The 14,584-nt window shown below is 50.0% G+C and carries 14 protein-coding genes and 2 tRNA genes; 15 read left to right on the forward strand and 1 reads right to left on the reverse strand.

Going from position 1 to position 14,584, the window contains the following annotated elements:
• Window positions 1-14 precede the first annotated feature (14 nt).
• Window positions 15-1,406 (reverse strand): 3'-5' exonuclease family protein, encoded by a 1,392-nt coding sequence (locus ACTHRE_RS00215; RefSeq protein ID WP_377073167.1) that lies wholly within the window; start codon window positions 1,404-1,406, stop codon window positions 15-17.
• Window positions 1,407-1,521: 115 nt separating this feature from the next.
• On the opposite strand from ACTHRE_RS00215, the gene ACTHRE_RS00220 reads away from it, so the two are divergent.
• The 15 genes from ACTHRE_RS00220 to rapZ all read left to right on the forward strand — a co-directional run bounded on the left by ACTHRE_RS00220 (window position 1,522) and on the right by rapZ (window position 14,563).
• Window positions 1,522-1,598 (forward strand) — tRNA-Arg (locus tag ACTHRE_RS00220).
• Between the two features lie 12 nt (window positions 1,599-1,610).
• Window positions 1,611-1,685 (forward strand) — tRNA-Glu (locus tag ACTHRE_RS00225).
• Between the two features lie 169 nt (window positions 1,686-1,854).
• Entirely contained in the window at window positions 1,855-4,080 is a 2,226-nt protein-coding gene (locus tag ACTHRE_RS00230; RefSeq protein WP_377073165.1) for a DNA internalization-related competence protein ComEC/Rec2, read from the forward strand.
• A gap of 302 nt (window positions 4,081-4,382) precedes the next feature.
• Window positions 4,383-5,003 (forward strand): phosphoribosylanthranilate isomerase, encoded by a 621-nt coding sequence (locus ACTHRE_RS00235; RefSeq protein WP_314597436.1) that lies wholly within the window; start codon window positions 4,383-4,385, stop codon window positions 5,001-5,003.
• Between the two features lie 36 nt (window positions 5,004-5,039).
• The gene (locus tag ACTHRE_RS00240) at window positions 5,040-5,642 is read left to right on the forward strand and encodes a DNA glycosylase (RefSeq protein ID WP_377073162.1); all 603 of its coding nucleotides are present in this window, start codon (window positions 5,040-5,042) and stop codon (window positions 5,640-5,642) included.
• A gap of 4 nt (window positions 5,643-5,646) precedes the next feature.
• Window positions 5,647-6,057, forward strand: a complete 411-nt coding sequence (locus tag ACTHRE_RS00245) for a hypothetical protein (RefSeq protein WP_377073161.1) — start codon at window positions 5,647-5,649, stop codon at window positions 6,055-6,057.
• A gap of 111 nt (window positions 6,058-6,168) precedes the next feature.
• The gene (gene trpB, locus ACTHRE_RS00250) at window positions 6,169-7,371 is read left to right on the forward strand and encodes a tryptophan synthase subunit beta (protein ID WP_107848694.1); all 1,203 of its coding nucleotides are present in this window, start codon (window positions 6,169-6,171) and stop codon (window positions 7,369-7,371) included.
• A 193-nt stretch (window positions 7,372-7,564) separates the two neighbouring features.
• The gene (locus ACTHRE_RS00255; protein ID WP_377073159.1) at window positions 7,565-8,470 is read left to right on the forward strand and encodes a DMT family transporter; all 906 of its coding nucleotides are present in this window, start codon (window positions 7,565-7,567) and stop codon (window positions 8,468-8,470) included.
• A 52-nt stretch (window positions 8,471-8,522) separates the two neighbouring features.
• On the forward strand, window positions 8,523-9,812 hold the full coding sequence (gene bioA / locus ACTHRE_RS00260) for an adenosylmethionine--8-amino-7-oxononanoate transaminase (protein WP_377073157.1): 1,290 nt from the start codon (window positions 8,523-8,525) through the stop codon (window positions 9,810-9,812).
• Entirely contained in the window at window positions 9,809-10,465 is a 657-nt protein-coding gene (gene bioD, locus ACTHRE_RS00265; protein WP_285071036.1) for a dethiobiotin synthase, read from the forward strand. Before bioA ends, bioD begins: the two co-directional genes overlap by 4 nt.
• Entirely contained in the window at window positions 10,455-10,949 is a 495-nt protein-coding gene (locus tag ACTHRE_RS00270; RefSeq protein WP_377073155.1) for a chorismate--pyruvate lyase family protein, read from the forward strand. Before bioD ends, ACTHRE_RS00270 begins: the two co-directional genes overlap by 11 nt.
• Before the next feature lie 227 nt (window positions 10,950-11,176).
• A complete protein-coding gene (ubiA, locus tag ACTHRE_RS00275) occupies window positions 11,177-12,043 on the forward strand; it encodes a 4-hydroxybenzoate octaprenyltransferase (protein ID WP_377073153.1) in 867 nt (288 codons plus the stop codon).
• 269 nt (window positions 12,044-12,312) lie between these two features.
• A complete protein-coding gene (ptsN, locus tag ACTHRE_RS00280; RefSeq protein ID WP_039862228.1) occupies window positions 12,313-12,762 on the forward strand; it encodes a PTS IIA-like nitrogen regulatory protein PtsN in 450 nt (149 codons plus the stop codon).
• A 3-nt stretch (window positions 12,763-12,765) separates the two neighbouring features.
• Complete coding sequence (hprK, locus tag ACTHRE_RS00285; RefSeq protein ID WP_070646756.1) at window positions 12,766-13,728, forward strand: HPr(Ser) kinase/phosphatase; 963 nt, start codon at window positions 12,766-12,768, stop codon at window positions 13,726-13,728.
• On the forward strand, window positions 13,709-14,563 hold the full coding sequence (gene rapZ / locus ACTHRE_RS00290; RefSeq protein WP_440344790.1) for an RNase adapter RapZ: 855 nt from the start codon (window positions 13,709-13,711) through the stop codon (window positions 14,561-14,563). The genes hprK and rapZ overlap by 20 nt, the downstream gene beginning before the upstream one ends.
• Window positions 14,564-14,584 lie beyond the last annotated feature (21 nt).

Here is a 14,584-nt window from a genome sequence, read left to right on the forward strand (position 1 = left end):
CAGACGGCCTTGTTTTAAGCAATCAAACGGATATTTTCTTTGTCTTGCCTGAATTTGTTTTTAATCACGAGAGGCAGACTGCTGTCGAAATACCAGCTTCCATCAGGCAATGCCAACGCGCCGCCGGCGCAGAGCAGGGTAATGCTGTTTCCGGTCAGGGGGTCGGTTTCGGTAATTTCAATTTCGTGCGCTTTACCCCAATCGGTTACAGGGAGTAGGGCGGCCAGCTCGGTAATGCGTTGGTTTTGATGTTTGATACCATTTGGCTGGCGACAGTTGCCGTTGCATTTTCCGACGGCCTCAACTGGGCAGGGTTCGCCCTTTGCGTAGCTGGTCGGCAAAATGTTGAGCGAATCCGGGCAGAGCCTGTGTTCTTGCGACCATTGCGTCAAGGCGCGTTTGGCTGCTTTTTTGTGGGCAAACAAACCGTATGGACGCCAATTTCTGGTGCCGCTGTTTAACAAGACAATGCGTGCTTGAAGGCTGCCGTGTTCGTCAGCAATAAAGCGGACGGTGGAAAACGATGTGGACTTTTCAGACGGCATCAGTTGGTATTCCTGCATGGTTTGGGCTTTGAGCCATAATGTATGGAGCTGCCCGACTGCCGGAATAAAACGGATGAAGGCTGCGGCTTTGATGTGCGGCGGCAGTTTTTTGCTGTGCAGCAGGGTAGCGGTTTCACTGTATGTGCGTTCATGTGCTTCAATGGCTTGGGCTTTGCCGAAATGGTCAAACCAAACCAATACGCCGTAACTGTCGGGCAGGGCATAGAGCTGTTGGGCAAGCGAATCAGGCAGCCAAGTGGGCAACATTTTCGGATTCATCAATACACGGACGTGTTCGTCCCATTGTTGATGATTTTTTTCTGCCAGACTTAATTCGAGATAATCACATAATGCGGCAACATCGGTCATGGCGCGGTGGCGGTTGGCCGTCTGAATGCCGGTGCGTTCGATAATGCTGTCGAGGCTGTGTTTGTAAAACTCAGGATACAGGCGACGAGACAGTTGAACCGTACAGAGCGAGGGTGCGGCAAAGTCAGTATGGATACGGGCAAACTCGTGGCGTAGGAAGGTGTAGTCAAAGCGGCTGTTGTGGGCAACAACCACTGCACCTTGCAATAGCGGCAACAAATCGGCTGCAATATCGGTAAAGACAGGCGCGTTTTTCACCGTTTCATCATGAATTCCGGTCAGCCTGGCAACAAATTCGGGAATGCTGCGGCAAGGATTAACCAATTGCTCGTAATGTGTGGCGCGTCCTTGATCAAAACGAACAAGGGCGACTTCCGTTATCCTGTCTTGATAGAAATTTCCACCGGTCGTCTCCAAATCCACCACGACCACAGGCCGTCCCAAACGGGAAAATGCTTCGGATAAGAGCGGCCAGCGTGCGAAATCTGACATTTTATTCTCTGTAAATTCAATAGCAAATGCGCATTTTACACGCTGTCTGCAAGTTTTCCAAATAAAACGCTTGACAGTAAATAGCCCTCTCTTTATAATCCAAATCTTTCTTGATGCACCCGTAGCTCAGTTGGATAGAGTATCTGGCTACGAACCAGAGGGTCGGGCGTTCGAATCGCTCCGGGTGCGCCACAAGATTTATCTGCGCCCATCGTCTAGCGGTTAGGACATCGCCCTTTCACGGCGGTAACCGGGGTTCGATTCCCCGTGGGCGTGCCAGTTTATAAAAAAGCGCAATCTGTTTCAGATTGCGCTTTTTTGCGTTTATCGGTTTTGAAATGATTTGAACCTCTTTTTTTATCTGCTAATGCTGGTTGGCATTTGTCATAATCTACTAAAAGCATTTATTATTATATATCTAATAATCATAATTTAAGGGAAAACGGTCATGGCGTGGCGGTTTGTGTTGCCTGCTTGGGTGGTGGGTGTAGTGCTTTCATTTGCGTTGCCGTTTTTGCCGCCATGGTGGGTTTGGTTGGCTGTAATTATTGGCGCGCTTGCGTTGTGTCGAAGATTTGCTGTGGCTTGGTTGGTGCTGGCCGTTTGTGTGGGCATGGCGTTTGGCGTGTGGAAAACTCAACTGGCTTTGTCTAAGCAATGGCCTGTGGGGGAGGTATCGGCTAAAGTTTTGACGGTTGAAGTGGCAGATATGCCGCGTGATGATGGACGGCGTGTGCAGTTTACGGCAAGGGCTTGGGATGATCGTGGGCAGGCTTTTGATTTGATGTTGTCGGATTATCAGCGGCGTGATTGGGCGGTAGGCAGTCGGTGGTCTGTATCGGCGCGGGTAAAGCCGGTGATCGGTGAAGTAAATGTGCGCGGGTTGAATCGTGAAACATGGGCTTTGGCCAATGGTATCGACGGCATGGGTACTTTGGGGCGCGACAGGAAACTCGTGCGGCAAGGCGGCGGTTTCGGTTTGGCTAATATGCGTGATGCGGTAAGCCGGAGTTGGCAGAGAACAGGGGACAAATATCCTGAGTTTTCAGACGGCATAGGGCTGATGCGTGCTTTGAGTATTGGCGAGCAATCGGCGTTGAGGCCGCCTTTGTGGCAGGCATTCCGCCCTTTGGGGCTGACACACTTGGTCAGTATTTCGGGCTTGCATGTGACGATGGTGGCGGTATTGTTTGCCTGGCTGATTAAGCGAATTTTCCGTTATTTGCCGTGGATTCCGGCGAAACCGCGTGTGTGGATATTGGCCGGCGGTGTTGCCGGTGCTTTGTTTTATGCGCTTTTGGCAGGTTTTTCTGTACCGACGCAACGCAGTGTGTTGATGTTGGCTGCGTTTGCGTGGGCATGGTGGCGCGGCAGTAGCGGCTCGGGCTGGACGGCGTGGTGGCAGGCTTTGGCCGTTGTTTTGCTGTTGGACCCGTTGGCAGTATTGGGCGTGGGAACTTGGCTGTCTTTCGGTTTGGTTGCTGCTTTGATTTGGACTTCATCAGGCCGTCTGAAAGAGTCGGGCTGGCGGTTGGCTGTACGGGGACAATGGGCGGCAACGGTGTTGTCGGTGGTATTGCTGGGCTATTTGTTTGCTTCGTTACCTTTGCTCAGTCCGTTGGTTAATGCGCTGGCTATTCCTTGGTTTTCTTGGGTGTTGACGCCGTTGGCTTTGCTGGGTTCGGTTTTCCCGTTTGAACTTGTCCAGTTGGTAGCGGCATTTTTGGCGGAATATACTTTACGCGGTTTGCTATGGCTGGCTACGGTATCGCCTGAATTTGCCGTTGCAGCGGCGCCCGTGCCTTTGCTGGTGTTGGCGATGATGGCAGCTTTGCTGTTATTGCTACCTAAAGGAATGGGCTTAAAACCTTGGGCATGTCTGGCTTTATTGGGTTTTGTGTTTTACCGTCCTGCCAAGCTGGAGGAGGGAGTGGCAAGAGTTACAGTGATGGATGCAGGGCAAGGTTTGTCGGTGTTGATACAAACGCGCAACCGCAATCTTTTGTTTGATACGGGAACGGAGCAAGTGGCGCAAACAGGTATTGTGCCGAGTTTGAATGCGATGGGTGTGCGCCGTTTGGACAGCCTGATTTTGTCGCACCATGATATTGACCATGACGGCGGTTTTCAAAGTGTAGCGGCTGTCGGTACCGATAAATTGCTTGCCGGACAACCTGAGTTTTATCCGAATGCAGAGTTTTGCCAAGAAGACAAATGGCAATGGGACGGCGTAGATTTCGAGTTGCTCAGGCCGTCTGAAAATTCCGGCAAGGAAGATAATGACCAAAGCTGCGTATTGCGTGTCGTGGCAAACGGCAAAGCCTTGTTGGTAACCGGCGATTTGAGCGTGAAGGGCGAGGCCGGTTTGATTGAGAAATACGGCAATGCGCTGTATAGTCAAGTGTTGGTATTGGGACATCACGGCAGCAGCACGGCTTCGTCGGGCAGCTTTTTGCATACGGTTTCGCCGCAATATGCCGTGGCATCCAGCGGCTATGCCAATGCCTACAAACATCCGACTGTTGCCGTACAAAATCGTGTCCGTGCGCACGGCATTACTTTGTTGAGAACGGATTTGTCAGGCGCGTTGGTGTTTGCTTTGGGACAGGGCGATATATTTCAAGGCCGTCTGAAAAAGGATAAGTTTTATTGGCAGAAGAAACCGTTTGAGTAAAAAAGCTAAAAGGCCGTCTGAAAGACTTTTCAGACGGCCTTAATATTTTTCATTGACGGGCATTATCCAAATTTTGTGTGAATCCAATTGTGGATAGTTTGGTTTGATATTTGATAATAAAGAATAAATTAATTGTGATGAAAAAATAGGCAGTTTAAAAATAGGGTAATAATTACAAAGTTATTAGTAATATCGGCTGATGGTTGTTTTAAAGTTTAAGGCCGTCTGAACCTGATATTTCATGTTCAGACGGCCTTAAACTTATATAATATCCGACCCATCTGTTTAAAAAGGCAATCCCCATGAATACCATACGCACCAAAATTTGCGGCATTACCCGACCTGAAGACGCGCTGGCCGCGGCCGAATTGGGCGCGGATGCCATTGGGCTGGTGTTTTACGTCAAGAGTAAACGGGCAGTGAGTATTGAGCAGGCGCAGGCGATTGTGAAAAATCTGCCGCCGTTTGTATCGGTGGTGGCCTTGTTTGTGAATGAAAACGAGCAAACCATCCGCGAGATTTTGCGTCAGGTGCCGATAGATGTGATTCAGTTTCACGGCGATGAAGACGATGATTTTTGCCGTCGGTTTGACCGCCCGTATTTGAAGGCCGTGCGTGTGCAGTCCGCTGCCGATATTCAGACGGCCTGTGCCAAATTTCCGAATGCCCGCGCCTTGCTGTTTGATGCCTATCATCCGACCGAATACGGCGGTACGGGACAAAGTTTCGACTGGACCATGTTGCATGGCAATATCGGCAAACCGTGGATACTTGCCGGCGGATTGACCGCGGAAAACGTTGCCGAAGCGGTAAAAATCAGTGGCGCTGCGGCGGTGGATGTGTCCGGTGGCGTGGAAATCTCCGGCGGAATTAAGAGCAGGGAGAAAATGGCGGCGTTTATTCAGGCAGTAAAGGCCGTCTGAAATTTTGTTTGAATTCAAAGCAACCGGAATACATATATGCAAGAGCCAATCGTTGAATCCCACCCCTTCGCAGCCTTGTTGCCGCCGCAGGCAACGGTCATGATGATGGGGACGTTTCCGCCTAAAGAAGAAAAACACGCGATGCAGTTTCATTATCCGAATTTTCAAAACGATATGTGGCGTGTGTACGGGCTGGTGTTTTTCGGCGATGCGGCGCATTTTCAAAAGCAAGGCGAAAAAGCGTTTGATGCAGATAAAATCAAAGCGTTTTTGAGTGAGAAGGGGATTGCATCCTGTCCGACCGTATTAAAGGCAATACGCGAACATGGCAATGCTTCGGATAAGTTTTTAAAAGTGATAGAAACCGTCGATTTGGCAGCAGTATTGGCGCAAATTCCCGAGTGCCGCCATCTTTGCACCACCGGCGGCAAGGCAACCGAAGTTTTATTGGAGATTCAGGGCTACGGCATGAAAATGCCGAAGACCGGAGAAACAGTGCCGTTTCCCTATGCTGGACGTGAGTTGACCCTGACGCGCCTGCCTTCGACTTCGCGTGCCTATCCTTTGAGTTTGGCGAAAAAAGCAGCGGCGTATCGGGCTTTTTTTGAAATGGCTGGATTGACTGTTTTTCAGGAGTAAGGCGATGGACCGTTATGAAATTTCTTTAATGGCGTTTATGGCTTTGTGGTGGCTTGTTAATGTCGTTTCAGTGTGGCTGAAGGCCAAAAAATGGCACATTAGGGTATTGTTGGGCGGAACGCTTTTGTATGTGATACAAATATCTGCAGTCATTATGTCTGTTAACGGCCTTAATTGGATATTTTTGAACGTAAGCACTATAAATACCAATGAGTTGATTATTGCTTTGCTTGTGCTTAACTTTTTGGGTTGGTGGTTGCTGGCACTGTGGTTGGGGATGTTGGTATTAAAACTATGCCTGAGAAGTAAAAACGAAGAACAATATATCGCGCCTCCGTTGGGTACGGCATTAGTTGCAACATCGAGCTGTACGCTGTTATTCCTATTTTGTCTGCTGATATTATTATTCAATTAGTTGCCGACAAGATGAATGGAAAACGGCTATAATTGCTGACAATTTTACTTTCAGACGGCCTTGTACTGAATCAGGCCGTCTGAAACCATAAAACGAACAAGGAAAAATCCCATGAAAAATTATCACGCTCCCGACGAGAACGGCTTTTTCGGCGAACACGGCGGCCTGTACGTTTCCGAAACCCTGATTCCTGCTTTGCAAGAATTGGCAGAAGCCTATAAAGCAGCGAAAGAAGATCCTTCATTTTGGGAAGAGTTCCGCCATGATTTGAAACATTATGTCGGCCGTCCCAGCCCTGTTTACCATGCCGCGAGATTGTCCGAGCATTTGGGCGGCGCACAAATCTGGCTGAAGCGTGAAGATTTGAACCACACCGGCGCACACAAAGTCAACAACACCATCGGTCAGGCATTGCTCGCCCGCCGCATGGGCAAAAAACGAGTGATTGCCGAAACCGGCGCGGGTCAGCACGGCGTGGCTTCGGCAACTGTTGCCGCACGCTTCGGCATGACTTGCGACGTGTACATGGGCGCAGACGATATCCAACGTCAAATGCCGAATGTGTTCCGCATGAAATTATTGGGTGCAAACGTGGTCAGCGTCGACAGCGGCAGCCGCACTTTGAAAGACGCGATGAACGAAGCCATGCGCGAATGGGTGGCCCGCGTGGACGACACGTTCTACATCATCGGCACCGCCGCCGGTCCCGCGCCGTATCCCGAAATGGTGCGCGACTTCCAATGCGTGATCGGCAATGAAGCCAAAGAACAAATGTTGGAAGCCATCGGCCGCCAACCTGATGTTGCCGTTGCCTGCGTGGGTGGCGGCTCCAACGCCATCGGTTTGTTCTATCCCTATATTGAAGAAGAAAACGTACGTTTGGTCGGCGTAGAAGCCGGCGGTTTGGGTGTGGATACGCCTGATCACGCCGCACCGATTACCAGCAAAGCCCCTATCGGCGTATTGCACGGTTTCCGCAGCTATTTGATGCAGGACGAAAACGGTCAGGTCTTGGGTACGCACTCTGTTTCCGCAGGCTTGGATTACCCAGGCATCGGCCCGGAACACAGCCATTTGAACGACATTAACCGCGTTGAATACACCGTTGCCAAAGATGACGAAGCACTTGAAGCCTTTGACTTGCTCTGCCGTTTTGAGGGTATTATTCCTGCCCTGGAATCCAGCCATGCCGTTGCTTGGGCGGTGAAAAACGCACCGAAAATGAGCAAAGACCAAGTGATTTTGGTTAACCTCTCCGGTCGCGGCGATAAAGACATCAATACCGTGGCGAAACTCAAAGGCATTGAGTTGTAAGCCTTATTGATTGAGCAGTAAAGGCCGTCTGAAAAAGCTGGATTTCAGTCTTTCAGACGGCCTTTGTTTCCATAATGATCAGCGTAGTATTTTATCCGCGCAAACTCCATCAAGTATCGGCGGCTAAGGAAATTTATCCTTCCAAACCGATCTTGTACGCTTTCTAAACCAATTATTCAAGTTATCCATCACCATGAAACATTTTGCAATCCATCTAAAACTATTGGGCATGGCGGCGTTTTGGGGCGCATCTTGGCCGATGGGGCGGATGCTGGGACAGGCGTTGCCGCCTTTAACGGGCGGTATGCTGCGCTTTTTGACGGCGGCAATTTTGCTTTTGGGCTGGCTGTTTGCACGGTATCGATTGCGTACTTTGGCGGTTTTGTCGCGTAAACAATGGCTTGGATTGGCACTGGCGGCGGCATTCGGCGTATTTGGTTTTACCGTATTGTCTATGCTGGGTTTGCAGCGGCTTCCTGCTTCAAGGGCGACGGTGTTGGTTACGTTCAATCCAGTGCTGACGATGTTTTTTGCGGCTTTGCTGTTTGGTGAAAAACTCAATGGCAAGATTGTGTCGGGCATGTTGTTGGCAGTGGCAGGCTCGATATGGGCGGTCACGCATGGCGAGATTGCGGCATTTTTGTCGGGCGGCGGCATAGGGTGGGGCGAAGTGCTGGTGTTTTGCAGCCTTTGCTGCTTGGTCACTTATACGATGATAGGCAGGGCGGTGTTGCGGGGGATTGATGCGCTGACGGTCACCGTGGCCACCGCTTGGCTGGGTGCAATGATGTTGCTGCCGCCTGCGCTGATTTCAGACGGCCTGCCGTTTGGTATGCTTGCCGAAATGGACGGCAGGGGTTGGTTCGCTTTGATTGGCCTGTCTGTCGGCGCAACGGTCTTGAGCTATGCGTGGTATTTTGAAGGTGTAAAGACTTTGGGCGCAGGCAGCGCGGCGGCGTACATTACTTTGGTGCCAGTATTCGGTATTTTGTGTTCCGCTTGGTTTTTGGGTGAGGCATTACATGTTTCCTTAGTTGCCGGCTGTTTGGCGGCGGTGGGCGGATTGGCGTTAATGCAGTACGGAAGACGTGCCGTCTGAAATAGGAAATATGTTATATAATAATGAAACTGATCAAACCATTGTTTTAAACATGTCTGAACATTCCTCCCTGCTCGATTTCGACCGCGCCCACCTGCTCCATCCCTATACTTCCATGACCGATCCGTTGCCTGTTTATCCGGTGCACCGAGCGGAGGGTGTACACATCGAATTGGCGGATGGTACGCGGCTGATTGATGGGATGTCGTCTTGGTGGTGTGCAATACACGGCTACAATCATCCCGTTTTGAATCAGGCGGTTGAGGCGCAGATTAAACAAATGTCGCATGTGATGTTTGGTGGTTTGACGCATGAGCCTGCGGTGGCGCTGGGCAAGTTGTTGGTCGGGATTTTGCCACAGGGGCTGGACCGTATTTTTTATGCGGATTCAGGTTCGGTTTCGGTGGAAGTTGCGCTGAAGATGGCGGTGCAATACCAGCAGGCGCGGGGTTTGACCGCGAAGCAGAATATTGCGACGGTACGACGCGGGTATCACGGCGATACTTGGAACGCGATGTCCGTCTGCGATCCGGAAACGGGGATGCACCATATTTTCGGCAGCGCGTTGCCGCAGCGTTATTTTGTCGATAATCCGAAAAGCCGTTTCGACGATGAATGGGACGAGGCCGATTTGCAGCCTGTCCGTGCCTTGTTTGAAGCGCATCATGCGGATATCGCCGCCTTTATTTTGGAACCGGTCGTGCAGGGCGCGGGCGGTATGTATTTTTATCATCCACAGTATCTTCGCGGTTTGCGCGATTTGTGCGACGAATTTGATATCGTGTTGATTTTTGACGAAATCGCCACCGGATTCGGGCGTACGGGTAAGATGTTTGCCTGCGAACACGCGGACGTCGTGCCGGATATTATGTGTATCGGCAAGGGCTTGAGCGGCGGCTATATGACGTTGGCGGCGGCAATCACTTCGCAAAAAGTCACCGAAACGATTTCGCGCGGCGAAGCGGGCGTGTTTATGCACGGACCGACATTTATGGCAAACCCGCTGGCATGTGCCGTTGCCTGCGCTTCGGTCAAACTGCTTTTGTCTCAGGATTGGCAGGCAAATATCTGGCGCATTGAAAGTATCTTAAAAGGCCGTCTGAAAGCTGCATGGGACATTCGCGGCGTGAAAGATGTGCGCATTTTGGGTGCCATCGGGGTAATTGAGCTGGAAAAAGGCGTAGATATGGTGCGTTTTCAAGCGGATTGCGTGGCGCAGGGCATTTGGGTGCGCCCCTTCGGCAGGCTGGTGTATCTCATGCCACCTTACATTATTTCAGACGACCTCTTGACCGAACTTGCCGACAAAACCGTACAAATTTTGAAGGAACACAGCAAATGAAAGGCGTTTACTTCGTCAGCGGCATTGATACGGACATCGGCAAAACCGTCGCCACCGGCATGTTGGCAAAACAATTATTGCAGCAGGGCAGAAGCGTGATCACGCAAAAGCCCGTGCAAACCGGTTGCCAAAACATCGCTGAGGACATCGCCGTCCACCGCAAAATCATGGGCATACCCATGCAGGAAGCCGACAAACAAGGGCTGACCATGCCCGAAATCTTCAGCTATCCAGCCTCGCCCCATCTCGCCGCCCGTCTTGACGGCAGGGCTTTGGACTTGGACAAAATCCGTACCGCCACGCAGCAACTGGCGGCGCAATATGAAATCGTGTTGGTCGAAGGCGCGGGCGGATTGATGGTTCCGCTGACGGAAAACCTGTTAACCATTGATTATATTCAGCAACAGGCTTATCCCGTCATCCTCGTTACCAGCGGACGGCTTGGCAGTATCAACCACACCCTGCTCAGCTTCGCTGCGCTAAAACAATACGGCATCCGGTTGCACAGCCTGATTTTCAACCATATTCACGACAGCAAAGATGAAACCGTTGCCGGCGATACCTTGGAATATCTTAAAGGCCGTCTGAAAGATGAGTTTCCCGAAGCCAAATGGCAGGAGTTGGCCAAAACAGAGGTGGTAAATGGCGTTTGATATACCGCGTGGCACGCTTTGTTCACATACCGAAGCCTCAACTCTTTTGCCGTCTAAGGCCGAACATCTGCTGACCGTTTCTTCGCTAACCGCTGCGTTGCGCGCTTCAGGTAAGGATTTTTCAGTCGAGCCAGTGTATTTGGGTTTGACGAAGGGAGCAGAAAACGGAGACGAAATCTTTGTGCGCGATGTTTTGCTCAAACTGGACGGCGAAACAGTGATACAAGCCAGAAGCGCGTGCCGGCCGGATAGCCGTCTATGGACAGAATTATTGGATTGCGGAACGCAGCCTTTGGGCGAGCGCCTGTTTGACGGTACATTGCCGTTGAAACGTTCGGATTTTGAGTTTCTTCGTTTTGAAGATTTAGACCATCCATCTTTCAGACGGCCTATTACCGCGCGCCGTTCGTATTTCGATTGGAACGGCGAAATATTGGAATTAACAGAATATTTCTTATTGAAATTAATAGATTTATACCGCTAAGGCCGTCTGAAAATAAAACCGATTACCGATGTTTGTCATAATTCTGTTATAATACAATAAATTAAATTGTTAAGATCTGTTTAATTTCAGACGGCAATACATTATAATAAGAGCTAAGGCTCTAAAAAACCGTTCCTTCCGAATCGACACATAAACAACGACACATTACATCAATGAACATAAGGCGATTTTTCCTACAATTTTTACCGCGTTACGCTGTCGGACGGATGGTGATATACGCCAAACTGATGCGTATCGACAAACCTATTGGCACACTGCTTTTGCTGTGGCCGACTTATTGGGCATTGTGGATTGCGTCTAAAGGTGTTCCCGACGCGGATATTTTTATTGCCTTTAGCGCAGGCACATTTTTGATGCGCAGCGCAGGTTGCGTGGTGAATGACTTTGCCGACCGCAATTTTGACGGTGCAGTAGAGCGCACCAAAAACCGCCCGTTTGCCAAAGGTTTGGTTTCTAAAATCGAAGCGCTGCTTTTGACCGTCATGCTGTGTCTGATGGCGGCTTTATGCTTGGTGCAGCTCAACCGCTTTACTTGGCTGATGAGCCTTCCGGCCTTGTTCCTTGCCATCACATATCCCTTTACCAAACGCTTTTTCCCGTTGCCGCAGTTTTATTTAGGACTGGCATTTTCGTTCGGCATTCCTATGGCCTTTGCCGCCGTGCAAGGCCGAGTGCCTCCCGAAGCGTGGCTGATGTTTACCGCCAATGCCTTATGGACGTTGGCTTACGACACAATTTATGCCATGGCGGACAAAGAAGACGATTTGAAAATCGGCATTAAAACTTCGGCAATCACATTTGGCCATCACGACATTACTGCCTCTATGCTTTGCCATTTTTGGTTTACGGTATTGATGGCGGTGTTGGGTATTAAAATCGGTGCAACTTGGCCGTATTGGTTGATATTGCCGATAACTGTTTATTGGCAGTATCAGCAATATGTTGTCATCCGTACGCGCAATCGCCAGTTGTGCTTCCAAACGTTTTTGGCCAACAACCGCATCGGTTTAGCGTGGTTTTGCGGATTGGTCTGCCATTATTTCTGGTTGTTTTTGGTTTCCAAACTGTTTTAAAAGACTAGGTTGAGGCCGTCTGAAAAGAAAGGGAAAAGGGGTATGCCGAACATACCCCTTTTCATTTGAATCATAGTTTGGCCAGTGATAGCATTTTTACTTTAAATTCAATATAAGCAAACAGTTGGATTATTTTTAGCTTGTTAAAAAATATCAAAAACAACATGGAAAATGTTAGCAGGGCGAGTGTAAATTACGCCTTCAGGATTGAGATTTGCACCGACAATCGGTACAATCCCATTGTTTTGCGACATTTAAAAGAGATACACATGAGCCTGATCGGCGAAATTTTACCTTTGTCCCATATCGTTTTGGATTTGGAAGTCAGCAGCAAAAAGCGCCTGTTTGAAGAGGCCGCCCAGCTGCTGGAGAATGAAGCAGAATTACCGAATACCAACGTGTTCGACTGCCTGTTTGCCCGTGAAAAGCTTGGTTCGACCGGTTTGGGGCAGGGGGTGGCGATTCCTCACGGCCGTCACGCATGCGTGAAAAAAGCCACCGGTGCGTTTATCCGCACCAAAGAGCCTGTTGCCTTTGATGCGCCCGACGGCAAACCCGTTTCCCTGATTTTCATCCTGCTTGTGCCTGAAAACGCTACCGGCGAACATTTGGAAGTCTTGTCCAAATTGGCCGGCAGATTCTCTCAAAAAGCCATCCGTGAAGCATTGATGGCCGCGACTTCTGCCGAAGAAGTACGCACACTCCTGACCGAAGAGTAATTCATGCCCAGCATATCCGTCCGCCGCCTGTTTTCCGATAATCAGCACAAACTCGAACTTGCTTGGGCTGCCGGTAATTCCGGCGCGGACAACCGTATCGGTGTCGAAGCCGATAAACCCGTCTTGGCCTTGGTCGGCCACTTAAACTTTATCCATCCCAACCAAATTCAAGTTGTCGGCGTAGCCGAAGCCGAATATTTACGCCGTCTGGAATCGGGTGAGCTCAACTATGATTTCGGCGAGCTTTTCGATATCCCCATGTCTTTGGTCATCGTCGCCAACGGCTTGCCAGTTTCGCCCAAATTACGCGATTATTGCCATACCAACAGTATCCCCTTGCTGACTTCCAAACAGGAAAGCCCGCACCTGATGGACGTTTTGCGGATTTATCTGCAACGTACATTGGCTGCTTCCACCATCAAGCACGGCGTATTTTTGGATGTATTTGAAGTGGGCGTACTCATTACCGGACAATCCGGCTTGGGTAAGAGCGAATTGGCATTGGAGCTGATTTCGCGCGGCCACAGCCTGATCGCCGATGATGCAGTCGAACTCTTCCGTACCGGCCCGGAAATGCTGGAAGGCCGTTGTCCGCCTATGCTGCGTGATTTCCTCGAAGTACGCGGTTTGGGCATACTCAATATCCGCCATATTTTTGGCGAAACCTCCATCCGTCCGAAAAAAATCCTCCAGCTGATTATTAATTTGGTTCCGGCCGACGACGGATACATGAAACAACTCGATCGATTGAGCATCCGTACCGAAACTGAATCTATCCTCAACGTCAGCGTCCGTTCCGTTACCCTGCCTGTTGCAATCGGTCGAAACTTAGCAGTATTGGTTGAAGCTGCAGTACGCAATTACATCCTTCAATTGCGCGGTAAAGACAGCACCAAAGAATTCCTCGAACGCCATCAAACACAACTCAAAGAAAACGAACAAAATCATGAAAATCGTCCTGATTAGCGGCTTATCCGGCTCAGGAAAATCCGTAGCCCTCAAACAACTCGAAGATTTAGGCTATTATTGCGTCGATAATCTGCCTTTGGAAATGTTACCTTCGCTGGTGTTGTACCATATTGAACGCGGCGAAGAAACTCAGCTCGGTGTCAGCGTTGATATCCGTTCCGGTATCAATATCCAAGAAGCGCAAGAGCAAATCCAATATTTACGTGACGAAGGACATCAGGTCGAAGTCCTTTTTGTTGAAGCAGAAGAGGGCGTTTTGGTGCGCCGCTTCTCAGAAACCCGTCGCGGACATCCTTTGTCCGGTCAAAACCTGACTTTGTTGGAAAGCCTGCAAAAAGAACGAGAGTGGCTCTTCCCGCTTAGAGACATCGCATATTGCATCGATACGTCCAAAATGAACGCACAGCAGCTGCGTTATGCCGTTCAACAATGGCTCAATATTGAACGTGTCGGCTTGCTGGTTATTCTTGAATCCTTTGGTTTCAAATACGGCGCTCCTAATAATGCCGACTTTATGTTTGATATGCGCAGCCTGCCTAATCCGTATTACGATCCGGAATTACGCCCTTTTACCGGCATGGACAAACCTATTCAAGATTATTTGGGCCAGCAGCCGTTGGCTCAAGAAATGGTTGATGACATCGACCATTTTATTAGCCGCTGGCTGCCGCGCCTGCAACAAGAGAGCCGCAGTTATGTAACGATTGCCATCGGTTGTACAGGCGGTCAGCACCGCTCCGTTTATGTTGTGGAAAAACTGGCCGAGCGCCTCAAAGGCCGTTATGAACTCCTTGTCCGCCACCGTCAGGCTCAAAGCTTGGCAGGACGCTAACTTGCCGTTTCAGACGGCCTC

The organism is Neisseria sp. P0001.S007 (assembly GCF_051963655.1).
Lineage (GTDB): Bacteria > Pseudomonadota > Gammaproteobacteria > Burkholderiales > Neisseriaceae > Neisseria > Neisseria subflava_A.

Excerpts from the sequence above, each read along its gene's own strand:
- ACTHRE_RS00215 (WP_377073167.1), bottom strand. The coding sequence starts at position 1,406 with ATGTCAGATTTCGCACGCTGGCCGCTCTTATCCGAAGCATTTTCCCGT.
- ACTHRE_RS00230 (WP_377073165.1), top strand. The coding sequence starts at position 1,855 with ATGGCGTGGCGGTTTGTGTTGCCTGCTTGGGTGGTGGGTGTAGTGCTT.
- ACTHRE_RS00235 (WP_314597436.1), top strand. The coding sequence starts at position 4,383 with ATGAATACCATACGCACCAAAATTTGCGGCATTACCCGACCTGAAGAC.
- ACTHRE_RS00240 (WP_377073162.1), top strand. The coding sequence starts at position 5,040 with ATGCAAGAGCCAATCGTTGAATCCCACCCCTTCGCAGCCTTGTTGCCG.
- ACTHRE_RS00245 (WP_377073161.1), top strand. The coding sequence starts at position 5,647 with ATGGACCGTTATGAAATTTCTTTAATGGCGTTTATGGCTTTGTGGTGG.
- trpB (WP_107848694.1), top strand. The coding sequence starts at position 6,169 with ATGAAAAATTATCACGCTCCCGACGAGAACGGCTTTTTCGGCGAACAC.
- ACTHRE_RS00255 (WP_377073159.1), top strand. The coding sequence starts at position 7,565 with ATGAAACATTTTGCAATCCATCTAAAACTATTGGGCATGGCGGCGTTT.
- bioA (WP_377073157.1), top strand. The coding sequence starts at position 8,523 with ATGTCTGAACATTCCTCCCTGCTCGATTTCGACCGCGCCCACCTGCTC.
- bioD (WP_285071036.1), top strand. The coding sequence starts at position 9,809 with ATGAAAGGCGTTTACTTCGTCAGCGGCATTGATACGGACATCGGCAAA.
- ACTHRE_RS00270 (WP_377073155.1), top strand. The coding sequence starts at position 10,455 with ATGGCGTTTGATATACCGCGTGGCACGCTTTGTTCACATACCGAAGCC.
- ubiA (WP_377073153.1), top strand. The coding sequence starts at position 11,177 with ATGGTGATATACGCCAAACTGATGCGTATCGACAAACCTATTGGCACA.
- ptsN (WP_039862228.1), top strand. The coding sequence starts at position 12,313 with ATGAGCCTGATCGGCGAAATTTTACCTTTGTCCCATATCGTTTTGGAT.
- hprK (WP_070646756.1), top strand. The coding sequence starts at position 12,766 with ATGCCCAGCATATCCGTCCGCCGCCTGTTTTCCGATAATCAGCACAAA.
- rapZ (WP_440344790.1), top strand. The coding sequence starts at position 13,709 with ATGAAAATCGTCCTGATTAGCGGCTTATCCGGCTCAGGAAAATCCGTA.